The organism is Streptomyces anulatus, from assembly GCF_014650675.1.
Taxonomy (GTDB): domain Bacteria; phylum Actinomycetota; class Actinomycetes; order Streptomycetales; family Streptomycetaceae; genus Streptomyces; species Streptomyces anulatus.
This window is the reverse complement of sequence record NZ_BMVK01000004.1, coordinates 200,832-220,178: the sequence shown is the minus strand read 5'-3', so window position 1 is coordinate 220,178 and position 19,347 is coordinate 200,832. Positions and strand designations below refer to the sequence as shown.

General features: G+C 74.1%; 12 protein-coding genes. All 12 read right to left on the bottom strand.

Annotated elements, in window-relative coordinates; genetic code table 11:
- Positions 1-12 precede the first annotated feature (12 nt).
- Positions 13-987 (bottom strand): ABC transporter substrate-binding protein, encoded by a 975-nt coding sequence (locus IE272_RS12580; protein WP_056705730.1) that lies wholly within the window; start codon positions 985-987, stop codon positions 13-15.
- A gap of 1 nt (position 988) precedes the next feature.
- Complete coding sequence (locus IE272_RS12575) at positions 989-2,974, bottom strand: ABC transporter permease (RefSeq protein ID WP_050359201.1); 1,986 nt, start codon at positions 2,972-2,974, stop codon at positions 989-991.
- Entirely contained in the window at positions 2,974-4,134 is a 1,161-nt protein-coding gene (locus IE272_RS12570; protein ID WP_050359199.1) for a quaternary amine ABC transporter ATP-binding protein, read from the bottom strand. Before IE272_RS12570 ends, IE272_RS12575 begins: the two co-directional genes overlap by 1 nt.
- Entirely contained in the window at positions 4,131-5,738 is a 1,608-nt protein-coding gene (locus IE272_RS12565; protein WP_050359197.1) for a GMC family oxidoreductase, read from the bottom strand. The genes IE272_RS12570 and IE272_RS12565 overlap by 4 nt, the downstream gene beginning before the upstream one ends.
- Positions 5,739-5,838: 100 nt before the next feature.
- Entirely contained in the window at positions 5,839-7,341 is a 1,503-nt protein-coding gene (locus tag IE272_RS12560; RefSeq protein WP_057666855.1) for an aldehyde dehydrogenase family protein, read from the bottom strand.
- Positions 7,342-7,552: 211 nt separating this feature from the next.
- Complete coding sequence (locus IE272_RS12555) at positions 7,553-9,451, bottom strand: HEXXH motif domain-containing protein (protein WP_190006867.1); 1,899 nt, start codon at positions 9,449-9,451, stop codon at positions 7,553-7,555.
- Between the two features lie 66 nt (positions 9,452-9,517).
- Positions 9,518-9,706 carry a hypothetical protein gene (locus tag IE272_RS12550; RefSeq protein WP_229897290.1) on the bottom strand — a complete coding sequence of 63 codons (189 nt, stop codon included), beginning with the start codon at positions 9,704-9,706 and terminating at the stop codon, positions 9,518-9,520.
- 104 nt (positions 9,707-9,810) lie between these two features.
- Entirely contained in the window at positions 9,811-10,950 is a 1,140-nt protein-coding gene (locus IE272_RS12545) for an effector-associated domain 2-containing protein (RefSeq protein WP_056705745.1), read from the bottom strand.
- Positions 10,947-12,110 (bottom strand): RBBP9/YdeN family alpha/beta hydrolase, encoded by a 1,164-nt coding sequence (locus IE272_RS12540; protein WP_190006866.1) that lies wholly within the window; start codon positions 12,108-12,110, stop codon positions 10,947-10,949. Before IE272_RS12540 ends, IE272_RS12545 begins: the two co-directional genes overlap by 4 nt.
- 97 nt (positions 12,111-12,207) lie before the next feature.
- A complete protein-coding gene (gene fxsT, locus IE272_RS12535; protein ID WP_190006865.1) occupies positions 12,208-16,662 on the bottom strand; it encodes an FxSxx-COOH system tetratricopeptide repeat protein in 4,455 nt (1,484 codons plus the stop codon).
- Complete coding sequence (locus tag IE272_RS12530; protein WP_190006864.1) at positions 16,662-17,780, bottom strand: AAA family ATPase; 1,119 nt, start codon at positions 17,778-17,780, stop codon at positions 16,662-16,664. The genes fxsT and IE272_RS12530 overlap by 1 nt, the downstream gene beginning before the upstream one ends.
- The gene (locus IE272_RS12525; protein ID WP_190006863.1) at positions 17,777-19,303 is read right to left on the bottom strand and encodes a VMAP-C domain-containing protein; all 1,527 of its coding nucleotides are present in this window, start codon (positions 19,301-19,303) and stop codon (positions 17,777-17,779) included. Before IE272_RS12525 ends, IE272_RS12530 begins: the two co-directional genes overlap by 4 nt.
- Between the last annotated feature and the right edge of the window lie 44 nt (positions 19,304-19,347).

Genomic DNA, 19,347 nt, shown 5'->3' with positions numbered 1-19,347 from the left:
CGCCGGACGACGTCAGTCCTTCGGAAGCCACTTCTTCCAGACGTCGGGGTGGCGCTCGATCCAGCGCTCCGCCGCCTCCTGGGGGGCGAGCTTCTGCGAGGCGATCATCTCGGAGACCTCGTTCTGGTCCTTCTCCGACCAGTGGAACTTCTTCAGGAACGCGGCCGCCTCGCCGCCGCGCTCGGCGAAGTCGGCGTTGAGGAACTTCTGCAGCGGTGTCGTCGGGTACGCGCAGTCGATGTCCGCCGGGTCCTTGGCCGCGCACGCGTCGGTGTACTCGGGGAGTTTCACCTCGACCATCGGCACCTCGTTGAACAGCCACTGCGGCTGGTACCAGTAGCTGAGGAAGGGCTTCTTCTCCTTGGCGAACTGCTGGATCTGGGTGATCTGGGCCGCCTCGGAGCCGGCGAAGACCACCTTGTAGTCCAGGTCCAGGTTCTTCACGAGGGCCACGTCGTTGGTGACGTAGGAGGGCGAGCCGTCCATCAGCTGGCCCTTGCCGCCGCTCTCGGCGGTCTTGAGCTCGTCCGCGTACTTGTCGAGGTTCTTCCAGTCCGTGACGTCGGGGTGCTTGTCGGCCCAGTACTTGGGGACGTACCAGCCGATGTGGCCGGTGACCCCGAGGTCGCCGCCCCGGACGATGGTCTTCTTCTCGTCGACGTACAGCTTCTCCTGGTCCGGGTGGCCCCAGTCCTCCAGGATCGCGTCGACCCGGCCCTGGCTGAGGGCGTCCCAGGCGGGGACCTCGTCGGTCTGGACGAGGTCGACGCGGTAGCCGAGCTTCTCCTTCAGGAGCTGCTCCGCCACGGCGACGTTCGCCTGGGCGCCGACCCAGGACTGGACCGAGAGCGTGACCGTCCTGACTCCGGCCGGGGCCGCGAAGGGGGAGGCCTGCTTGGTCATGTCGGCGGCGCCGCAGCCGGCCGTGGCCAGCAGGGCCCCGGCCGAGGCGAGCGCCACGAGCAGGCGGGTGCGGGAGCGGTTCATCTCAGCTCTCCTGTCGCTGGCGGCGGGTGGTGGGCTGGGTGACCCGGTCGAGCATCAGGCCGAGGCAGACGATCGCCGCTCCGGCGACGAGGCCGGTGGCCAGGTCGCCCTGGGCGAGGCCGAGGACCACCTCGTAACCGAGCGCGCCCGATCCGACGAGTCCGCCGATGATGACGACGGCGAGCACCAGGACGACCGCCTGGTTGACGGCGAGCAGCAGGGCGGGCCTGGCCAGCGGGATCTGGACCTGGCGCAGCTGCTGGCCCGGGGTCGCGCCGAGCGAGCGGGCGCACTCCATGGCCGCCGGGTCGACGCCCCGCAGGCCCTGGGTGGTGATGCGGATGACGGCGGGCAGCGCGTAGATCACCGCGGCAGCGGCGGCGGGGGCGCGGCCGACGCCGAAGAGGGCGACGACGGGGATCAGGTAGACGAACTGCGGCATGGTCTGGAAGACGTCCAGGACCGGTCGCAACAGCCTCTCCAGGCGTTCGCTGCGCGCGGCTCCGACGGCGACGCCGAAGCCGATGACCAGCGTGACGGCGACGGCGGCGAGGACCTGGCTGAGGGTGTCCATCGAGGGTTCCCACACGCCGAGTACGCCGATCGCGGCCATGGCGAGGACGGCGGTGGCGGCGGTGCGCCAGGTGCCGATGGTCCAGGCGAGGGCGGCGACGATCAGCAGCACCGACCACCAGGGCAGGCCGGTGAGCCCGCTGCGCAGCGGGTTGAGGACGCCGCTGGTGAAGTGGGAGGCGAGGTCGGCGGTGCCGCCGACGACGGGCACCCCGGTGTAGAGGTGGTCGACCATCCAGTCCTTGGCGGTGTTGACCGGTCCGGCGATGGCCACGGTCACGTCCTCGGGCCAGACCCGGCCGTCGGTGGCCCGTCCGGCGACGGCGACGGCCGCGGTGACCGCGGCGGCCAGGGACCAGCCGCGCCAACCGCGCAGCAGGGCCGGACCGGTGGGCTCGGCGCCGATGCGGCGGCCTGCCGCCTCCGTCGTACGGTCCAGCACGACGGCCAGCAGCACGATCGGGATGCCCGCGGCGAGCGCGGCGCCGACGTCCACGGAGGACAGGGCCTGGTAGACCCGGTCGCCGAGGCCGCCCGCGCCGATCACGGAGGCGATGACGGCCATGGAGAGCGCCATCATGATGGTCTGGTTGAGGCCGAGGAGGAGTTCCTTGCGGGCCAGCGGGAGCCGGGCGCTCAGCAGCCGCTGCCGTCCGGTCGCGCCGAGCGAGGCGACGGCCTCCATGACGCCGGCGTCCGCGCCGCGCAGGCCGAGCGCGGTGAGCCGGGCCATCGGCGGAGCCGCGTACACGACGGTGGCGAGGACGGCCCCGGGGACGCCGATGCCGAAGACCAGCACCACGGGGAGCAGATACGCGAAGGCGGGCAGCACCTGCATGGTGTCGAGCACCGGGCGCAGGAGGCGGAACACGCGGTCGGAGAGACCGGCCGCCAGGCCGAGGAGCAGCCCGAGCACGACGGAGGCGAGGACGGCCACGACCATCAGCGCGAGCGTCTGCATGGTCGGCACCCACATGCCGAGCAGCCCGCAGACCAGGAACGAGGCGGCCGCGGTGAGGGCGAGCCGGATCCCCGCGACGCGCCAGGCGACGGCGGCGGCGAACACGGTGACGCCGGCCCAGCCGAGGGCCAGGAGGACCAGGTAGACGCCGCGTACGGACAGCACGACGGCGTTGCTGATGTGGCCGAAGAAGTAGAGGAACAGCGGGTGGCTGTCCCGGTTGGAGACGATCCAGTCCGTCACGTCGCCGAGCGGCGCGGAGAGGTCGGCGGTCAGCGCGTCGGGCCAGATGCCGCCGCCCCAGCGGCCGTGCACGACGGGGACGACGACAGCGGCGACGAGCGCGAGCAGCAGCAGCTTGGCGGCGGCCGGGCGGTCGCGGAGTGCGGCCAGCGGTCCCCGGCGCGCACCCGCTCGCACGGGGCGGGCCGGGGTGGCCTGTGCGGTGGCCATCAGAGGGTCACCTCGCGGGAGCCGTCCGGCGCGTCGGGGGCGGCGGGGGCGTCCTGGGCGCCGGTCGCGGAGGCGGTCGCGTGGCCGGGTCCGGTCGTTCCGGCGACGACGTCGAGCAGGCACGCGTGGTCGACGACGCCGACGAGCCGGCCGCCGTCCATCACACGGGCGGCGGGGTCGCCGGAGCGGGAGACCGCTTCGATGGCCTCGGAGACGGTGGCGTCGGGGCGTACGGCCGGGCCGCGCTCGCTCTCCCCGGCGAGCGCGGGCCGCATGGCGGTGGCGACGGTGAGGACCTGCTCGCGCGGCACGTCGCGGACGAACTCGCGCACATAGTCGTCCGCGGGCGAGCCCACGATCTCCTCGGGGGTGCCGAGCTGGACGATGCCGCCGTCGCGCATCAGCGCGATCCGGGTGCCGAGGCGCAGTGCCTCGCTGAGGTCGTGGGTGATGAAGACCATGGTGCGGCCCTCCTCGCGGTGCAGCCGGACCACTTCGTCCTGCATCTCGCGGCGGATCAGCGGGTCCAGCGCGCTGAACGGCTCGTCGAAGAGGAGGACGGACGGGTCGACGGCGAGCGCGCGGGCGAGCCCGACGCGCTGCTGCTGGCCACCGGAGAGCTGGGAGGGGCGGCGGTCCTCCAGACCCGCGAGACCGACCTTCGTCACCAGCTCGGCCGCCTTGGCGCGGCGTTCGGCCCTGCTCAGGCCCTGGATCTCCAGGCCGTAGGCGACGTTGTCCAACACCGTGCGGTGCGGCAGCAGTCCGAAGTGCTGGAAGACCATCGCGGCACGGTGGCGGCGCAGTTCGCGCAGCCGGGAGCGGTCCATCGCGAGGACGTCCTCGCCGTCGATGGCGAGGGTGCCGCTGGTGGGTTCGATCAGCCGGGTCAGACAGCGTACGAGGGTCGACTTGCCGGATCCCGACAGGCCCATGACGACGAAGACCTCGCCCTTGCGGACGTCGAAGGAGACGTCGCGCACGGCGGCGGTGCAGCCGGTGGCCTCACGGAGTTCGGCGGGCGGGAGCGCGGCGTGCTCGCCGCCGGGGATCCGGTCGGCCTTGGGGCCGAAGACCTTCCAGAGGTTACGTACGGAGAACACGGGGTTCTCCGTGCTCCCGGCGTTCCCGGTGGCCTTGAGGGTCTCGGTTCCGTTCATCGGGCATCGCCTCCGGTGCTGGTGCTGGTGACCGGCGCGGTGGCACGCGCCCGGTCCGCGAGGAGTTCGGCGCACTTCTCGCCGACCATCAGGACGCCGATCATCGGGTTGACGGCGGGCATGGTCGGGAAGACGGAGGCGTCGGCGATGCGGATGCCTTCCAGGCCCCGGATGCGCAACTGCGGGTCCACGACGGCCTGCTGGTCGTCGGCGGCGCCCATCCGGCAGGTGCCGGCCGGGTGGTAGACGGTGTGGGCGACCTTGCGGGCGTACTCGCTGATGTCCTCGTCCGAGGTGACCTCGGGACCGGGGCAGACCTCGCGCTTGAGCCAGTGGGCCAGCGGTTCGGTGGCCGCGATCTCACGGGCGAGCTTGATGCCGTCGACCAGGGTGCGGCCGTCATGGTCGTCCTCGTCGGTGAAGTAGCGGAAGTCCAGGGCGGGCTTGACCTCGGGGTCGGCGCTCGTGAGGTAGAGGCGGCCCCGGCTTCGCGGCTTGGGGATGTTCGGCGTCATCGACACCCCGTGCTCGGGCTTCTCGTAGCCGAGGCGCTCCGGGTTGTCGGTGAACGGGATCTGGTAGAAGTGGAACATCAGGTCCGGGCCCCGGGATCCGGGGTCGCGGCGCACGAAGAGTCCCGCGTCGGAGTCCATCGCGGAGTTCTCCGGGATGGGCCCGTCGGTCTCCCAGACGATGACGGACTCGGGGTGGTCGAGCAGGTTCTCGCCGACGCCCGGCAGATCGTGGCGTACGTCGATGCCCAGTGCGGCCAGGTCCTCGCGCGGACCGATCCCGGAGTGCAGCAGCAGCCGCGGCGTGTCCACCGCTCCCGCGCAGACGATGACCTCACGGGCGGCGCGCAGCAGGATCTCCTCGCCGTCCTTCGTCCGCACGTGTACGCCGGTGGCGCGGGTCCCGTCGAACTCCAGCCGGTACGCCCACGTCTCCAGCATGATCCGCAGGTTGGGGCGGTCGCCGGCCTCGATGTGCGGGTGGAGGTAGGCCACCGAGGCGGAGGAGCGCTTGTTGTTCTCGGGGTGGTAGGCGAGGTCGAAGAAGCCGACGCCCTCGTGGAACGGCTTGCTGTTGAAGCTGTCCACGCGCGGGACCCCGGCCGCCGCCTGGGCGGCGTCGACGAAGTCGCGGGCGATGGCGTTGCGGTCCTTCTCGTCGACCGGGACGATGTTGTTGCGCAGCTTGGCGAAGTACGGGTCCATCGCGGTCGCGCCCCAGCCCTCGGCGCCGGCCTCGGCCCACTCGTCCCAGTCGCCGGGCAGCGGCTTGAAGCTGATCAGCGTGTTGTGCGAGGAGCAGCCGCCGAGGACCCGGGCCCGGCTGTGCCGGATGTGGGAGTTGCCGCGCGGCTGCTCGGTGGTGGGGTAGTCGTAGTCGAGGTCGCCGCCGAGCAGGCCGAGCCAGCGGCGCAGGGTCAGCACGTCGTCGCGGTCGATGTCGGTGGGGCCGCCCTCGATGACGGTGACGGTGACGTCGGGGTCCTCGGTGAGGCGGGAGGCGATGACCGATCCGGCGGTGCCGCCGCCGACGATCACGTAGTCGGCCACGGGGCCGTCGGGGACTGCGGTGCTGCGGGGGGTGGAAGGCATCGGTCACTGCTCCTTCTGCAAGGTTCGTGCGTGTACGTGGTGCTGCGAACAGCCGGGCGGGACCGGACGTCTCCCGGGAAGGGCCCGGTCCCCGCAGGCGTCAGCCGGCGAACCAGCGCTGGGGGCGCGGGTTCAGGTTCTGGTAGATGTGCTTGGACTCGCGGTACTCGGCGAGCCCGGTCGGTCCGAGCTCGCGCCCCGTGCCGGACTTCCCGAATCCGCCCCACTCGGCCTGCGGCAGGTAGGGGTGGTAGTCGTTGATCCAGACGGTGCCGTGGCGCAGCCGTCCGGCGACCCGGCGGGCCCGGCCCGCGTCGGTCGTCCAGACGGCGCCGGCGAGTCCGTAGTCGGTGTCGTTGGCCAGCGTGACGGCCTCTTCCTCGGTGCGGAAGGTCTCGACGGTGAGAATCGGGCCGAAGGTCTCCTCGCGGACCACCCGCATCTCGCGGTGGCAGCCGTCGAGGACGGTCGGCCGGTAGAAGTAGCCGCCCTCGGGGCGTACGTCGCTGGGCTCCGGGCGTTCGCCGCCGGCCCGGACGATGGCGCCCTCCTCGCGGGCGGAGGCGACGTACATCTCGACCTTGGCGAGCTGCTGGGCGGAGACGAGGGGGCCGCACTCGACGCCGTCGAAGGTGCCCCGGCCGAGGCGGATGGCGTCGGCGCGGCGGGCCAGCTCGGTGACGAACCGCTCGCTGACGCTGTCCTGGATGATCAGGCGGGCACCGGCGGAGCAGACCTGGCCGCTGTGGAAGAACGCGGCGTTCAGGGCCTGGTCCACGGCGGTGTCGAAGCCCTCGTCGGTGGCGCAGGCGTCGGCGAAGACCACGTTGGGGTTCTTGCCGCCGAGCTCCAGGGCGACCTTCTTCACGGTCGGCGCGGCGGCCCGGGCCACCTTCGTACCGCTGGCGAGGCCGCCGGTGAAGGAGACCAGGTCGACGTCGGGGTGCTCGGAGAACCGGGCGCCCACCGGGTCGCCCGCGCCGGTGACGAGGTTGGCCGCGCCGTCGGGGAGCCCGGCCTCGGAGAGCAGCCGGATCAGGTGGACGGTGGAGAGCGGGGTGACCTCGCTGGGCTTGAGCACGAAGGTGTTGCCGGCGGCGAGGGCCGGGGCGATCTTCCAGCTGGCCTGGAGGAGGGGGTAGTTCCAGGGGGCGATCAGGGCGCAGACGCCGACGGGCTCGTGGACGACGATGCTGTGGACGTCGGGGTCGCCCGCGTCGACGACCCGGCCGCCGCTCTCGTTCATCACGAGGTCGGCGAAGTAGCGGAAGGCCGCTGTCACGTCGTCGACGTCGACCCGGCCCTCTTCGAGGGTCTTGCCGGTGTCGCGGCTCTCGGTGATCGCGATCTCCTCGCGGTCACGCTGGAGCAGCTCGGCGACCCGGCGCAGCAGCCCGGCCCGCTCGGCGACGGGCTTGTGCGGCCAGGGGCCGTCGTCGAAGGCGCGTCGCGCCGCCGCGATCGCCGCATCGGCGTCCTCGGCCCCGCCCTCCGCGACAACGGCCAGGACCGTGGCGTCGGCGGGGTCGATGACCTCGCGCGTCGCGCCTGATCCGGCGGCCCGCCAGGTGCCGTCGATGTGGATGGTATGGAGCGCCGACATGTCGATTTTCGCCTTCCGTGCCTGAAATGCCCCCTCCGGTTCGGCCGGGGCGTGCTGCGCGGTGAACCGGGGTACGGCCGCACCAGCGGCCTGGACCCCTCCCCGGTCCGGCGGAATGTATGCCGAGAATTTCACGCAGAGTGATGCGCCTCACGCGCGAAGGGGTCCCCGAGAGGCTCCCGGACGCTCCGTGCGGGCGGCCCGGCGCCGGTCAGACGCGCGGTTGCGGGGCAGCCAGCCGGTGGGCGGCGAGCTCCCACAGCTCCGGCCCCTCCCCCGCGACAGCGGCGGCGAACCGCTCCGGGCGGGCGAGGAGCCGCCGGTGGCCGGGGTGGAGCGCGGTGTGCGCCAGCAGCCAGCCCGCCAGCGGGTGCGGGTCCCCCGGCGCCTCGGACCAGCGCTCCCGGTACGCCTCCCGTGCCGCCGCGGACTCCCCTCGGACCAGCAGCACATCGGCGCGGACCGGCGGCGCGATCTCCGGTCCGACGCCGCGAGCGACGGCGGCCGGGGCGACATCCCGAACGGCGACCGACGCGAGACCGGGCGCCCGGTCCGCAACGGTGACGTCCGGCGCGCCGTCCTGCGCGAGGTCCGGGCGGAGGTAGAGCGCGCCCCGCACGTCCTGCCAGGGCACGCGTTCCGGGGCGGGGACGAACAGCGGCTCCCGTACGGGCGGCGGCGGAGCCCCCGTGCGCAGCGCCGCCGCCAGCCCGGCACGCTCCTCGTCCGCGCACCGCAGATTGCGCAGCCGCCACTCGACCCGGTGACCGGCCGCCGCCTCGCGGGCCCGCGCCACGGCCCGCCCGTCCACCGGCTCGCGGAGCCAGCCGTCGACGGTGCGGGTGAGTCCGGCGACCAGCCGCCGGCCGGGCCCGGTGAGCGCGGCGCGGGTCGCCAGGGTCCGCAGGACCGTACGCGTCTGGATGCGGCGGAGCGCGAACCGGAAGGGCGCCAGGTCCAGCGGATCGGCCGCCCGGTCCCCGATCCGGTCCCGCCAGAATCCGGCGACGCCGACGAAGGCGTACGCCCCGTGGAGAAGCCCCGGCAGATGACGCGGGTCCGGGCGCCACGGGGCGTAGTGCTCCTCCTCGCGATCGTCGTCGAGCATCGCGAAGAGGTGCAGCAGCGCCCCGAGTTTGCTGTGCTGGAACTCGTGGACCATCGTCTCCGCGAGCGCCGCGCCGTCCGGGGGCCGGGCCACCACCATGGAGCCGAACGCGTCGGCGGTGGAGGCGCTGAGTCCGGCGACGGGGCCGTGTCGCAGCCGTCCGGGCCAGGGCACGATGCGCCTGATCGCCTCGGGGCGCAGGGTGCCCGGACCCGTACCGGGGGAACGCGGACCGGGGCCGGAGGCGGGTCCGAGCAGCGCGACCGCCTCGGTGAAGAGGCCTTGCCAGGTGTCGAGTTCGCGCGGAGTGAGCCGTCGGGGCGGGATCGGCCGGTCGAGGTCGCGGTACGGGTCGATGTCGTCGAGGGCGACCTCGGGCCCGCCCGGCCGGACCGGCAGCCGGTGCGTCGGCCACCACAGGGCGCTCTGCGGCGCGGTGAGCGGCCGCAGGGTCAGCGCCGTCGCCCCGGTGCCCCGTCCGGTCGGGAGGAGGAGCAACTCCCCCTCCCGTACCCTCGCGTGGACCGGCTGGAAGCCCAGCAGCGGAATGCCCGGCAGCCGGGCGAGGCCCAGCGTCGGAAGGGCCACCGCGCCCTCCCTCGCGGGCACGACGAGCTCCGCCGCCGTCCCGGCCCGCAGGGCGGCCACCACGGCGACGCCGGCCAGATGTCCGGTGTCCACCCACAGCGGAGGGCCGACGGAGGTCCCGTGCAGGCGGCGCAACGTGTGGGCGAGCCAGCTCCCGACCTGCGGGCTGAGCAGCAACTCCTCCACGCAGCCCGGCTTTCGGGCCTCGGCCCGTTCGACGGCCCGCCAGATGACGCCCAGGTCGGCCGGGCCGAGGAGCGCGGGCCGCTCCTCCAGCCGGCCCAACAACTCCCGCAGCAGGACGAGGCGTCGGGCCCGCTCACCCTTCATCAGGAAGCCGACGGCCGCCACCGAACCACCGCCCGCGGCGAGTTCGTCGAACCAGTGGCCGGGCATCCGCATCGGTCCGTGCACCCGCGCTCCTCTGTCGTGGTCCCGACGCGACCCGCGGGGCCCGTCTTCGGGGAGGGTCGCGCAACCTCAGTCGGCGCGGGCTCCAGGGGGTTCCTCGGACAGTGTGCTGGTGCGCGCTCTTCGGATCTCCTCCAGCAGACGCTGTCCGGGTGCGGGAGCGAGGGCGCGCACGGTGGCGACGCCCACTTCCGCGAGGTCCGCCACATCGGACTCCAGGTAGTCGGCCGGATCACCGGCCGATGCCGTCTGCTGCAAGGCCTTTTCCCCCTTTTCGGTCCGGCGGCACACGATGCCACCCGTCCCTTCCCATCATGACGAATGGGCCGCCTTCCGGAAACCCGTGCGATCACGCGGGTCGATCACGGACCCGGCGGACCGGACCGGCCCTCGGCCAGGAACTCCCGCAGGGCTTCCTCCAGTTCGGCGGCCCTGCCGGGGTCGTCGTCGAGCAGGGTGACGGCCCGGTAGAGGTCCCAGGGGCCCTCCGGACGCCGCCGCAACGTCCGCAGGATGCCCAGGACGTCCGTACGGGGCACCGCGTGCCGCGGCATCCGGGCCACCAGGACCGGGTCCAGCTCCGCGACCATCGTCTGGCGTTCGTCGCGGTCGCTCATCAGCGGATAGGCGAGGAGCGCTTCGACCACCCGGACCAGCCCGCCGCCCGTCCGGTCGGGTCCGGGGCGACCTCCGTTCGCCGGCGGCGGGGTCTCCGGCCGGCCGGGCAGATGCTCCGCGTGCCCGGGGCGGTGGAGCTGGAGCGTGGGGAGCTGGGTGCGGCTCGCCCCGGCGCGCAGCCGGTCGAACCGGTTCCGGACGGCCGCGAAGAGCGCCTCCGGGTCGGGGGCCGGACCGCCGGGCAGGGCGGCCAGCTCGTGCAGGAGGATGTCCGAGAAGACGCCCAGCCCGCGTACGGGGTCGTTGGCGGCGCGCTGCCCCCGGTCGGCGGCCAGCAGCACGTTCTGCCGGTGCACCCGCTGCCGCTGCCCGGCGGGGAGGCTCCCGTCGGGGATCGTGACCGCCGGGCGGTGGCGCTCCTCGAAGGTCTGGCAGGCGTCGACGACCCAGTTCTGCTCCGCGAAGCCGGGCAGGACGTCGCTGCTCAGGCGGCGCCGGGCGGACTCCAGGTCGATGTTGCGCCGGTCGGCGTCCGTGGCGTCGGCGCAGTAGAGCCGCAGGTGCTCGTCCCGGTCCAGGACGCCGTGCCCGCCCCACCAGACCCAGAGCACGTCCCCCTGCCGGGCGGGCAGTTCATGGACCAGGACCCGCCGCAGGGTCTCGTGGTCGGCGCCCCGGTGACCGGCGACGGCGTCCGTCCCCTCCGCCGGGGCGAGGTGCAGCAGGATGTTGGCGTCCGGCACGCCCGTGGACCGCAGCCAGTCCCGGAAACGCAGCGCGTCGCGGACCGGCCCCGGCAGCGTCCAGTGCGGGCCCGCCGCATAGGCCTCGACGCCGACGACGAGCGCCACCACACGTGCCGGGTCGACACCGCCCGTGCTCACGGCAGCCGCTCCACGATGGCGCGGTAGACGGCCGGATCGGTCCAGTAGGCGCTGTGGGCGGCGGGGAACGGCTGCCGGTTGTCGGTCGCGACGTCCTCGGCCCGGCCGGGGAACAGCGGTGCGGCGGCGAAGCCGAGCAGGTCGCGGCGGTCGTGGATGTTCAGCCAGGCGGGGACGTGGGCGGGCAGCGGCTGAGGGTGTTCGAGGTGGGGCAGTGCCCCCGTCTCGTACAGGAACGGCCCCTGCGAGCCCACCGTGACCAGCAGCCGGACGCCGGGCAGCGGGGCCTCGATCAGGGTGTCGAGGGCGATGATCCCGCCGAGGCTGTGGCCGAGCAGGACGACCGGGGGCTCCACGGCGGCGACCAGCTCGCGCAGGGCGGCACGGAGGGGGCCGCCCCGGACGAGGAACGTGAGCACGTCGCCGGCCGCCGGATGGGCGGCCCCGGTGAGGGCGCGGCGGCGGCGCACCGCGTAACGGGAGCCGAGCCGCAGCGCGGGCCGGGCGGCCAGGCGGCCCACGAGCCCCCTGCTGGTGCCGGGCGCCGCGCCGCCGAGCTCCTGGGCGATCCGGTCCACGGCGGCGTCGCGGGTGGCCCCGTCGGGGATCACCGGCGCGTCCTCGGTGAGGGCCGCGCCGATCACGGCGGCGACCAGCGCACGGGCCAGGAGCGTCGCCAGGGCTTCGGGGTCCACGGCTTCGGCGGCCGGGGCGAGCAGCGGACTGCGGGCCAGGGCCGCGGCCCGCGCACCGAGACCCGGACCCAGCTCCGGGGCGGCCGCCTCGCCCCGGGCGGCCAGCTCCGCCAGCCGCTCCCGGAACTCCTCGTCGGCGAAGGCCGCCCCCGGCGGTATCTCCCCCGAGGGGACACGCGCGGCGGCGAGGGCCAGCTCCGCCTCCGGGTCGCGGTAGAGGCGCTCCCAGGCGGCGGTCCCGTCGTCCTCCTCGCCCTCCGCGTCCCGTTCTGTGGCTCCGGCCCCGTCGTACGGGATGCTCGCCCCGCCCGCGGCGAGCCGGGCCCCGTACCGCTCGCCCCAGTCGAGCGGCACGACCCGCACGCCCGGGGCGGCCTCGGCGAACGAGGCCGTGACCCGTGCGTACAAGGTCTCGGCGTGCGGTGGTCGCACACCCGTGCCGTGGATGAATATGACCGTGGTCATGCGTCGCCCCCGTCCGTGGTCTCCCGGCCGGCCGGTCCGGGCCGGGTCCCGTGGTCCGTCCGGACCGGGCGTCGGAGACCCGGCCCGGTCCGTCGCCTCACAACGGAATCACCGGCACGTCGTACTCGATGCGCTGATGCAGCCGGGCCGAGGCCCGCCACGGGTGCTGGTCCCCCAGGACTCGCGTCAGGCCCTCCACCGCCCGGGCGTTGAGCCGGTCCGCCTCCTCCGGACGGCCGAGTCCGCGCTGGTCCAGGGAGAGGTTCGCGACGCAGACGAGGGTGAAGGGATGGTCCTCGCCCGCCACTTCGGTGAGCAGGGGCAGCGTGGCGCTGTCCACCTCCAGGGCGCCCGCGAAGTCCAGCCGGGCGTAGTGGTCGTTGGCCCGGCCCAGCGCGGCGGCCAGCGTGTAGACGTGCCGCTCCCCCAGGTCCGCCCGGAGCCGGGTCCCCGCGACCGTGTCCAGCCGTTCGGCCTCCTCCACCTCGCCCATGGCCCGCAGGGTGGCGGCCACGTTGACCATGGCGCACAGGGTGTACGGGTGGTGCTCTCCGAAGATCTCCCGGTAGCGGTCGAGGATCTGCCGGCCGAGGCGCCGGGAGTCCTCCAGCCTGCCCGCGATCCTGCGGTCGACGACGGCCGCCAGGGCGGCCCCCAGGGTCTCCGGGTACTCCGCGCCGTACCGGGTGGTGAAGCGCTCCAGGATGTCCTCGACCAGCTCGGCGGCCCCCTCCAGGAACCCTGCCCGGCGCCGGCAGATCGCGAGGTTCAGCGCGGCCCGGATCGTCGCCGCGTTGGTGGGGCCGAAGTGCGTCCGGTACGTCTGGTACGTCGACTCCTGCAGGACCCGGGCACCGGGGAAGTCGCCCGCCTCGCGGGTGTCCACCGCCAGGGCGCTCAGGGTGTTGAGGGTGAGGCCGCTGGTCGGACCATAGAGCAACTGGCGCTGCCTCGCGGTCTCTTCGTCGATCTCCTTCGCCTGCCGGAAGTCGCCGTACACCCGCAGCGAGACGCCGTAGCTGTGGGCCGCGTTCAGGCTCGTCGGATCCTCGGGACCGTAGAGGTCGTTCGACCGCTCGAAGGCCTCGGCGCTCAGCTCCCGGGCGGCGAGGAAGTCGCCCCGGTAGCGCAGCGACCCGGCCATCTGGAGCATGGAGTCGATGAGCTCCTCGTCCGGGATCGGCGCGGTGCGCGAGACCTCCATGGCCTGCTCGCTCAGGGCCACGGCCTCCGGGATCCGGCCGAGATGCTGGAGGTAGAAGCCGAGCATCTTGGTGATCCGGATGACGTGCAGGTCGTCCTCGGCCGACTGCTCGCTCCAGGCCTCCCAGGCCCGCCGGGTCAGGTCCGCGCCCGCCTGGTGCGCACCCCAGTAGTAGAGGAAGGTGACCATGTCGAACACCAGGTCGCGCACCCAGCCGTCGGCGCTGTCGACCGCGTCGGATGCGATCACGTGGGGCAGCAGTCCGAGGTAGGCGGGCCACTGTTCCGGTGAGGCGGGCAGCCCGGGTTTGGCGGTGGTCAGGAGCAGGTGGGCGGCGTTGCGCATCGTCTCCCGCTCCTCCGGATCCAGCCGGGCGACGATCACGTTCTGCATCAGCCGGTGCATCTGGAGCGTGCCGGCCTTGTGGTCGAGGCGCACCAGCGAGAGCTTGCTCAGGTCGCGGGTGGCGCGGGCGAGCAGCAGCGGGTCGCGCAGCACCCGGTCCAGCTCCGGGGTGATCTGGACGTTGCGGCCGCCGCGGAGCATGTTCAGCGGGATGGGCTCGGGCGCCATGCAGGCGCAGATCTGCAGCAGTTGGCGGGCGGCCGGGTTCTCCACGGACAGCCGGCCGAGCGAGATGTCCCAGACCGCGGCGACGGGCAGCGGGTAGTCCGGGGACGGGGCCATTTCGAGGATCTCGGGGCGGCGTTCGTCCAGCAGTTGGAGGTACTCGTCGACCGGCATACCGGTGGCCGCGTGCCAGGCGCCCGCCTGTTCGACGGCCAGCGGCAGATCGCCGAGCGCCTCGGCGAGCCGCCCCGCGTCATGGGCGCTCAGGCCCCGGGCCCGGCGCTGGAGCAGCGAGATGCTCTCCTCCCGGTCGAAGACGTCGACGCTGAGGGGGGTGGCGACCCGTTCCCACTCCCGGTTGCGCGAGGTGACGATGATCTTCCCCGGGCCGCCGTTGGGGAAGTACGAGCGGACCGCCTCGATGTCCTCGGCGTTGTCGAAGACCAGCAGCCAGTTGTCGAAGGGCTTGCCGGTGCGCAGGGCCTCGCGGACGGCGGGGACGGCGGTGTTCGCCTGCGGCCCGACCTCCAGGCCGAGGCCGGCCGCCAGCTCGGCGAGCGCGGCCAGGATCAGGCTCTCCTGCTCGGCCGGGATCCACCAGATGACGTTGTACTCGCCGCTGTGGCGGTAGACGTACTCCACCGCGATCTGCGATTTGCCCACGCCACCGAGGCCGTGCAGCGCGTGCGGGAGGACCGCCGTCGTCTCGTCCTCGGTCAGCTGCCGCTCCACGGCCGCGAGAAGGGACTCGCGGCCGGTGAAGTTGGGATTCTTGGGCGGTACGTTGCCCATGATCCTCGGCTGGCCCGAACGGACGACGCGTGCTTCCGGCGGTTTGACTTCCATCTCCTCGCGAGCCCTCCGGGCGGTGTTGTCAGCTGGTGCCGAGGTGTCAGCTGCTGGGGGTGTCGTGGGCGGCACGGGTCCTCCTGGTGAAACGACGCTGTCCGGTGGCAGCTTTGCCCAATTCGCGGCGTTTTTCATCGGTTCCGCACCGATCTCACCCGGCCGGGCAGACGGGCCGCCCGACGAGCCCATCAGGCGGGTGGCCACCCTGGCGGCCCGGCCGGCGTACGGGCCCGCCAGCGCTCGCAGGACGGCCAGTTCGATCCGGAGCCAGGGGCGGGCCCCGGGCTCCGCACCGGGGAGGGCGGTGCGCACCGGGTCGTGGAGGGCCGCGCGGAGCCGCGCGCCGTGGCCCTGCCCCGTACGCAGCTCCGCCAGCAGGCCCACGGTGCGGGCGAGTTGGGTCCTGGTGCTGGTGGCGAGCAGCGCTTCGCGTACGTCGTCGGCGAAGTCCGGGCCGCCCTCGGCGCCGGTGTCCCAGTCGATCAGCCCGCCCATCATGACCTCGGCGAGGTGCTCGGGCCCGGCGTCCGGCAGGGCCAGGTCGCGCAGCTCGTCGATGACGGCGAAGTCCATCGGGGCGAGGGCCAGCAGCACGGCGAGCTGCCGGGCCAACGGGCTGGCCAGCGAGCGGAACCTGCGTACGGCGGCGGCCGCCGCCCGGGGACCGTCGACGACGGGGGTGCGCAGTCCGGGGGCGGAGGCCCCCTTGGCCATCGCACCCGCCAGGACGACCGGCAGCGTTCGCCGCACCCCGCGTTCGCCGGTCACCAGGTCGGCCCAGGCGCGGAAGGACCCGGCGCGCACGCTGAGCACCGGTACGGGCACGGTGTCGTCGTCCGGTTCGGGCAGCGGCCGGACGGGGTCGTGCGCGCCGAGCGGCGGGCGGAAGCGGAACCGTCGGTTCGGCGCGCCGAAGCCTCCGGCGTCCAGTTGGGCGCGGAAGGGGAACAGCGAGGAGCGGTGGCGCAGATAGGGCGGCAGGAGGTGGACGAGCGCGGTGGGCCCGCCGGATGCGAGCCGTTCCAGTAACCGGTCGGCCCCGTGGCCCGCCCAGCCGTGGGCGAGCCCGTCCGTGACGACGAGGAAGAGCCGTGAGCTGCGGCCGTCGAGCAGTTCGGCGGGGTCGCCGTCGCGCCCGCCGGGCCAGCGCAGCGCGGGTTCGCCGGCCCCGGCGGGCAGGGTCACCCCGACCGTGCGGACATCGCGGAAGGCCCCGCTGCGGGCGGCCTCGTCGGCGATCTGCCGGACGGTGGCGCCCCACGGCGGCATGGTGGGGGCCCGGTCGACGAGGAGTACCAGGTCGAACGCCCGCTCGCGGTCGGGGAGGAAGTAGGGGACCCACAGCCCGTCGGTGAGCCCGTGCTCGGCCGTGCTCTCCTCGTCCAGCGTGCTCCGGCCGCCGGTGGGCACCCTGCGGCCCAGCCCGCGCAGGGACCTGGCCAGCCGCGGCGGGGCCGTCCGCACGGCCCGGGGGCGGGGTCCCGGCAGCCGGTCGGGGCCGGTGCGCGTGCGCTCCTGTACGGTCCGGATCTCCCGTTCGTACGCCGGTGGCCCGGGCAGCCCGGAGACCCCGGGCACGGTGTCGGACGCGGGGTCGGACGGTGTGCCGGGGACCGGCCCGGGCAGCGGGTCGGGCCCTCCGGCGGGCGGTGGGCCGGCGGGTGACGGCTGCCCGGGGCCGGACGGGTCGGGGCCGGGCGCGTCGGGGTGCGGTCCGGCGTGCGACGGATGGTCCGGTGCGGGTCCGTGGGTGCGCCGGGCTTCGAGGCGGGCGGCGGCGAGCCAGGCGGCGTCGGCGAGCCCCGTCCAGTCGGCCCCGCCCGGGTCGTACGGGCTGTCGTCCTCGTGCCGGTCGCCGGTGGTGGGATCGGGGGAGTCGGCCGGCACGGACGCGGGGTCCGGAGCACGCTCCCTGGGCAAGCCGTTCATCAGCGGCCCTTCGAGAGGTCTCGGAGGAGCATCTCGACGAGCTTACGCCCGTCGGCATCCGCTTGAAAACCGCCCGCGGTCGTCAGCTGGACGGCGTTGAGCAACTGGTCGATCGACTGGGTGCCGCCGCCGCGCAGCCGGTTCTCGAACTCGTCCACCAGCGCCTCGACGCCCTCCGGGCGTTGCCGCAGATGGCTGACGACGATGCCGATCAACTGCTCGCGGCCCGGCGGCAGCATCTCCAGGGGCAGGCAGCGGCGGCGGAACGCGGCGGGGAACTCCCGTTCGCCGTTGCTCGTGATGATCACGACGGGGAACTGCGCGCATTCGACCCGGCCGCCCTCGACCCTCGCCGAGCCGCGCGGGTCGTCGGTGAACACGGTCGCCGACTCCTCGTTGCTGCGGACGAGTTCGGGGATCTCGTAGCTGCCGTTCTCCAGTACGTGCAGGAGGTCGTTGGGCAGGTCGATGTCGCTCTTGTCCAGCTCGTCCACGAGCAGCACCCGGGGGCGCCCGTAGGCGAGCAGGGCGGTGCCGAGCGGGCCGAGGGTGACGAAGTCCCCCAGTGCGGGCGGTCCTTCACGGGTCGGGCCGTTCTCGCCCGGATCCGCGCCGGTGGCGTCGGAGGCGGGGCCGGGAGCGTCTCCGGCAGCGGGGCCGTGCGCGCCGCTTCCGGCGTCGGCCGCCCGCCAGGCCGCGATCGCCTGGGCGCGGCCGATCGCGTCGTACGCGTACAGGCCGTCCTTGAGCGTGCTGCGGCTGACGACGCTCCAGGGCAGGACCCGGCCGAGCCCCAGCTCACGGGCGATCAGATAGGCGAGGGTGGACTTGCCGACGCCCGGCGGGCCGGTGATGAGCAGCGGGCGGCGCAGCAGCAGCGCCGCGTTGACCGCGTCGATCTCCTCGCGGCGCAGTTGCGGCCCGTCCTGGATCCGGCCGAGGCGGCGCTCCGCCGCGCGGTCGTCCTCGGGCGGTGGCGGCTGGAGCGGTCCGCCGGGGAACGTACGCCAGGGCGGCGGCTCCGGCAGCTCCGGCGGCTCGCCCCCGGGCGCCCTTCCCGTCGCGTGGAAGACCCACCACGGGGGCGGCGGTGGTACGGCAGAGGCCTCTCCGGTCATGCCGACAACAACTCCTCACGATCGACCAGTCGGTACGGGTCGTCCCAGAAGAACGCGATGTGCCTGCCCACCCACAGGGGGCCGTCCTCCTCGATCTCCGCCCCCGCCCTCAGCCTGTGCACCTTCTCCGGCAGTTGTGTGTACGTGTGCCCCAGGAGCAGGGTGAGCAGTTCGCTGGACTGGGAGGAGCTGTCGGCCCTGCGGTCCCAGGCGGCGACGCCCACGCCCTCGGCGACGGCGGACCGCAGCGCCTCCAGGCCGTGCCCCTGGACGGCGGGCGCGTCGAGGATGACCGCGGTGAGCGAATCGTCCCCGGCGAGTTGGGCGTGCCAGCGTTCGAACCCGTCCCGGTCCGCTGCCTTCCAGCGGTGGGCGGCCGGGGCGGTCGCGGTCCGGAGCTGATCCCAGCGGGTCTGCCAGCGGCGCAGTTGCCCCGCGTCGCCGCGCATCCGGTCCAGGCTGCGCAGATGGACCCGGTAGTGCATGCCGATCGGCCGGGGCCTCGGGACTCCTGTACCCAGTTCCAGGCGGGCCATGTCGTGGTTGAGCAGGTCGAAGGGGAGCAGGAACTCGACGTGGACCGGCCCGCCGCCGGCGCCCGCCGTCCCCGCCTGCCCGGGTGTCTCCGGCTGCCCCGCCCGCTCCTTCCGCGTCTCGGCCCAGAGCGCCTCGCCCCGCTCGACTGCGCGCTCGACCGCTCCGGCCAGGGTGTCCAGGGTGACGGTCTCCATGGGGCACAGCTCCGGCCGCCAGTAGCCGTGGGCCTTGTTGACCCAGTGCCGGACGAAGACGTCCGGTGATCCGTCCCGGGCCGGTTCGACCATCACGACCAGACACCGGGGCACCGTCGGGTCGGGGGCGGCGGGCCGCTCCAGGCGCCGCCGGCAGGCGGCGAGCGCCTCCGCCGACCCGGGGACCCCCGCCGCCCAGCGGTCCGCCCACCGGCGCAGTGGTGCGCCCTGCTCGGCCGACAGGGCGGCGGCCGCCTCGACCAGGACGACGGCGGCGGGGAGCCCGTCGGCGAGCGCGGTCATGTCCAGTGCGTGGTCGAAGAGTTCGGCCGGTGTGCCACTGTCCGGCAGGTCCCCGGGCAGTTCCTCGCCGAGGAGGGCGGCGAGGCGCCCGCCGTCGATGTCCTTCGCCTCGACGAGCAGCCGACGCGCCTGCCGGGCGATGTCTTCGGCGAAGACCGGTGCGGGCCAGGGCCCCGGCCGGCCGGCCCCGGTCCGGATGCCCGCCTCGGCGGCGATCCGCTCGGCGTCGTCCCTGCCGGATACGGCGCGGACCGCGTAGACGATCGCCTCCGGACCGCCGGGCCGGTGGATCACCTTGCGGACCAGATGCATCATGTCGATCCGGGGCGTGCTGTCCGGGTAGGTCAGTTCGGCGCCGAGCCGGTACGCCACCGCGTCCACGAACTCGACGCGCTGGCTCCGGTCCCTGACGCAGTCGAGCAGGGTCAGCGCATCGACCAGGGTCTGCACCAGGTCCGGTCCCGGGCGCCCGTGCGGGACAGCATTCATCGCCGACCATCCCCCGCCGAGTCGGTCCAACTCACATGGCTGAC